The sequence below is a fragment of the Synechococcus sp. CCY9202 genome, assembly GCF_034931685.1.
Lineage (GTDB): Bacteria > Cyanobacteriota > Cyanobacteriia > PCC-6307 > Cyanobiaceae > CBW1002.
On the sequence record NZ_JAYGID010000107.1, the window covers coordinates 1 to 3,647 of the forward strand.

Below are 3,647 nucleotides of genomic sequence, written 5' to 3' on the forward strand. Positions count from 1 at the left end.
CGGGATCCGCTCCTCGATCGAGACGTAGGAGAACAAGGAGCCGCTGCGCTCCTGCTGACCTCGCATCAAACCTGGGGCAGTTGGCCCATTCTCGCAGAGGTGGCGGGGTTTTTCAGCAAACTCTTAGCCGAACCTGCTGTGCCGCGTGAGTCTCATATGCCCTCAGGCTTGGATGTGAGAAGGTCTGTGAGAAGGTTCAAGCTTGGGCCTCTTCAGTGCTCCGTTCAGCGGTAGTTGTAACGGCAGGCCAGGATCACAAGCGTGGTTCCCTCAACCCGGTAGATGAGATGATGCTCGTCGTCGATCCGGCGCGACCAGCAGCTCGAGAGGTTCCCCCGCAGCGGTTCCGGCTTGCCGATCCCCACAAACGCGTCGCGTAGACAAGCCTGGATCAGCAGGTTGATCCGCTTCAGCTGTCTCCTGTCCTGCCCCTGCCAATACAGATAGTCTTCCCAGGCGGCGGGAGTCCATGCCAGCTGCTCAGCTGCCGGCATCGAGCTGATTGGCATCGATCAGAGGATGCGCCAGAAGCTCCCCACGTTCGGCTTGCTCCAGGGAGCGCTGCAGGTGGGCGGCGTTTGCGGGAGAGCGGAGCAGATGCACCGTTTCCATCAGGCTGTTGTAGGTGTCGAGCGACATCACCACAGCGCCCTGGGCGTGGCGCCGGGTGATGAGAGTCACATCGGCATCGGCTTCCACGCGATCGAGCACCGCCTTGAAGCTCTCGCGGGCCTCGGAAAAACTGACGACCTGCATCGAGCTGTCCAGTTACCTGTACAACAGCATAGGGCCCGCAGTCATGCACCTGGGTTGAGTGGGTTGATGCTGCCGGTGCTCATGTGCCATGGCGTCCTGGTGGATCACGGATCGGAAGTCAGCGCATAGCCCATCGCCCGATAGCCCCGCAGTCGCCGCTCTCACATGCGTTGCGGCACTGGGTGGCTGAGATCGAACCAGTCGATGATGCGCGCGCTGGTTTTGTCAGCCTGCTGCCGCGGCATGATCACCAGGCCGGCGTTGGATCCTGCAGATCCAGGCCTGCACGCCCTCCAGCCCACCCAGCCACGCCTGCCCCTCTCTGGCTGCGTGGGGGTCCTGATAGAGGGCGATCACGCTGCCATCGCCGCCCGCTCCGCTGAACTTCGCCCCCAGGGCTCCGCCCGCCTTCAACCCTTGCACGGTCCGCGCCAGGGCAGGGGCGTGCAGGGCCGGCAGCAGGGCAGCCATGTGGTCATAGGCCTGCTGACAGCGATCCATCGCCCGCCCGAGGCCCGTGGCCTCGCCGCCACGCAGGGCCACCGCTCCCTCCTCGGCTTCAGCGGCAAAGGTGGCCAGGGCTGCCCGCACGGCCGCAACCGCCTGAGGATCCAGGTCTGACGCTGCCTGGCCGCGTGCGTGGTCTTGCAACGCCTGCAGGATGGCGGCTGTGTTTCGCGGTGCTGCAAAAGAGGCCACAACCAGATGCAGGGTCTGCGCCGGCTGGATCGTTGTGATCGACACGGCTCCGTCGTTCCCCCAGCGCAGCAGCATCGGTTCGCGCGACACGCAGGCGATCGGATCGAGGGGGCCTCAGGCCACGCCGAGCAGATCCCGTTCCACATGGGTGGCCAGCGCCGCCAGCTCCCGGCCCTCCAGACGGCAGCCGGCGTGCCGGACCAGGGCATCCAGCACGGCCACACAGAACGCCGCCGATGACGACAACCCCCTCCCGGCGGGGAGATCGGCTTCCACCGTGAGCTGCACGGGAGGGATGGTGATCGGCCGCGCTCGCAGCGCTGCGGCGGCTGCCGGTACGAACCGCAGGGCCCCTCCTGCGGGATCCACGACGCCATCGATGGGCCAGTGCCCCTGCAGTGCCTGGCCCTCGAGCGTTGTCTTCAGGTGCAGGCCGTGTTGGGCGGGCTTGGCGCTCACCCGGATGCCCAGCTCCAGGGGCACCGTCAGGCTGGCGCCTCCCCACCAGTCGCAGTGTTCACCCAGCAGGCAGGCACGACCGGGGTAGCGAACGGTCTGCGACATCGTGCGGTTCTCCCGGTCCTCTGCGATCACCCTGGTCCATGCTTGTCGTGCCGGCGATGCCGCGGGATTCCCCCGGTGAGGATGCCGTCCACCAGCGACATCCCATGGCCACCCTGTTCACCCACCGGATCGAGCTAGCCACCGCCGGTCCGTTCCGCTGCCATGACATCACCGCCGAGCTTCAGGCCCTGGTTGAGCGCGCCGGTTTGGGAAACGGCCTGCTTGTGGCGGCCGGGCAGCACACCACCACGGCACTGGTGGTGAACGAGAACGAGGAACGGCTGCTGGTCGACATCGAACGCTTCTTCCTGGAGCTGGTGCCGGCCGATCGGCCCTGGCTGCACAACGATCTGCACCTGCGGCCCGACATCCCCCCCGATGAGCCGCGCAACGCCCATAGCCATCTGATCGCCCTGCTGCTGGGCAACCACCTCAGCCTGCCGGTGGTGGAGGGTCGGCTGGGGCTGGGGCGTTACCAGGCGGTGCTGTTGGTGGAGCTCGATGGCCCGCGCCAACGGGAGGTGCTGGTGCAGCTGTGGGGCTGAGTGCCAGGTTTTCCGGGAGGAAGCGTTTCGCCGTGGTCGTCTCCGCTGGCGAGCGGTTCTCTCCCCCCGCCATCCCCTGGCGCCAGCACATCAAGGATCTCGGCCCTGAGCATCCGCTCGTGGCTCAGGGCCTTCTGCTTACTGGCGTTGGCTTTGACCTTGGTGCCATCAAGTGCCACGTGCCCAAGACTCGCCACTGGGAGCTGACAACGGCGATGGACGCGCCGATCTCAGGATTCAGCTGCTGGGGGATAGAAACCTTCGCCCCCAGCCGATCAGCTGAGCGGGAAGCGGAGGGGTACCTTCGTATTAGTGCAGGCTGAACTGTAAGGAACGGTTGCACCTGGGGAGTGATCCGGCCCGCCGGTTCAGGCTTGGGCAGCACCTGATCCCCGCTGCCGATGGCGCTGGCCTCCTCCCCCACCACCGCAGCCGAAACGTGGCTGGAGGCGTTTGCCGCAGCCCTCGCGGGCGGTGATCCCCATGCCGTGGTGGGCCTGTTCGACCCGGAGTGCTTCTGGCGCGATCTGGTGGCCTTCACCTGGAACCTGCGCACCGAGGAGGGGCCCGAGGCGATCACGGCGATGCTGGCGGCCCGCCTGGCGGATGTGGCCCCGCACGCCTTCGCGCTGCGCGGCGAGGCCGTCGAGAGCGGCGGGCGCATCGAGGCCTGGTTCGGCTTCGAGACGCGGGTGGGCCACTGCCGCGGCCACATGCGGCTGCAGGACGGCCGCGCCTGGACCCTGCTCACCGCCCTCGATGAGCTCAAGGGCCATGAAGAGCGGGTGCGTGAACGGCGGCCGGCCGGCGCCGAGCACGGTGTCCATCCGGGGCGGCAGTCGTGGGCCGAGCGGCGCGAGGCGGAGCGGCAGGCCCTGGGGGTCACGGAGCAGCCGGATGTGCTGATCGTCGGCGGCGGTCAGGCCGGCCTCACCCTCGCCGCCCGCCTGCGGCACCTAGTGTCCCGTCCTGGAAATAACAGCTAAAATCAGGGGTGTCACCCGAGGTGCCCTGTGGCGCTTGGTCGTCCGATGCCTCCGCTGGTCCTCAGCGAGGACGAAGCTCAGCAGTTGCGGGCCCTTG

Annotated in this window: 7 protein-coding genes; 3 read left to right on the forward strand and 4 right to left on the reverse strand. The window is 67.3% G+C overall.

Annotated features, from left to right (window positions below):
• Positions 1-224: 224 nt before the first annotated feature.
• From VB777_RS13625 to VB777_RS13640, 4 genes are all read right to left on the reverse strand, one after another.
• Positions 225-494, reverse strand: coding sequence for a Txe/YoeB family addiction module toxin (locus VB777_RS13625; protein WP_323249576.1), 270 nt, complete (start codon positions 492-494; stop codon positions 225-227).
• A complete protein-coding gene (locus VB777_RS13630) occupies positions 481-756 on the reverse strand; it encodes a type II toxin-antitoxin system prevent-host-death family antitoxin (RefSeq protein ID WP_323249578.1) in 276 nt (91 codons plus the stop codon). Before VB777_RS13630 ends, VB777_RS13625 begins: the two co-directional genes overlap by 14 nt.
• Positions 757-981: 225 nt before the next feature.
• Positions 982-1,545 (reverse strand): hypothetical protein, encoded by a 564-nt coding sequence (locus VB777_RS13635; RefSeq protein WP_323249580.1) that lies wholly within the window; start codon positions 1,543-1,545, stop codon positions 982-984.
• Positions 1,546-1,569: 24 nt separating this feature from the next.
• Entirely contained in the window at positions 1,570-2,019 is a 450-nt protein-coding gene (locus VB777_RS13640) for a hypothetical protein (RefSeq protein WP_323249582.1), read from the reverse strand.
• A gap of 104 nt (positions 2,020-2,123) precedes the next feature.
• On the opposite strand from VB777_RS13640, the gene VB777_RS13645 reads away from it, so the two are divergent.
• The 3 genes from VB777_RS13645 to VB777_RS13655 all read left to right on the forward strand — a co-directional run bounded on the left by VB777_RS13645 (position 2,124) and on the right by VB777_RS13655 (position 3,550).
• Complete coding sequence (locus VB777_RS13645) at positions 2,124-2,564, forward strand: secondary thiamine-phosphate synthase enzyme YjbQ (RefSeq protein ID WP_323249584.1); 441 nt, start codon at positions 2,124-2,126, stop codon at positions 2,562-2,564.
• A gap of 32 nt (positions 2,565-2,596) precedes the next feature.
• A complete protein-coding gene (locus tag VB777_RS13650; protein ID WP_323249588.1) occupies positions 2,597-2,887 on the forward strand; it encodes a hypothetical protein in 291 nt (96 codons plus the stop codon).
• 78 nt (positions 2,888-2,965) lie between these two features.
• Positions 2,966-3,550: a hypothetical protein gene (locus VB777_RS13655; RefSeq protein ID WP_323249586.1), complete on the forward strand. Its 585-nt coding sequence runs from the start codon at positions 2,966-2,968 to the stop codon at positions 3,548-3,550.
• Positions 3,551-3,647: the final 97 nt, after the last annotated feature.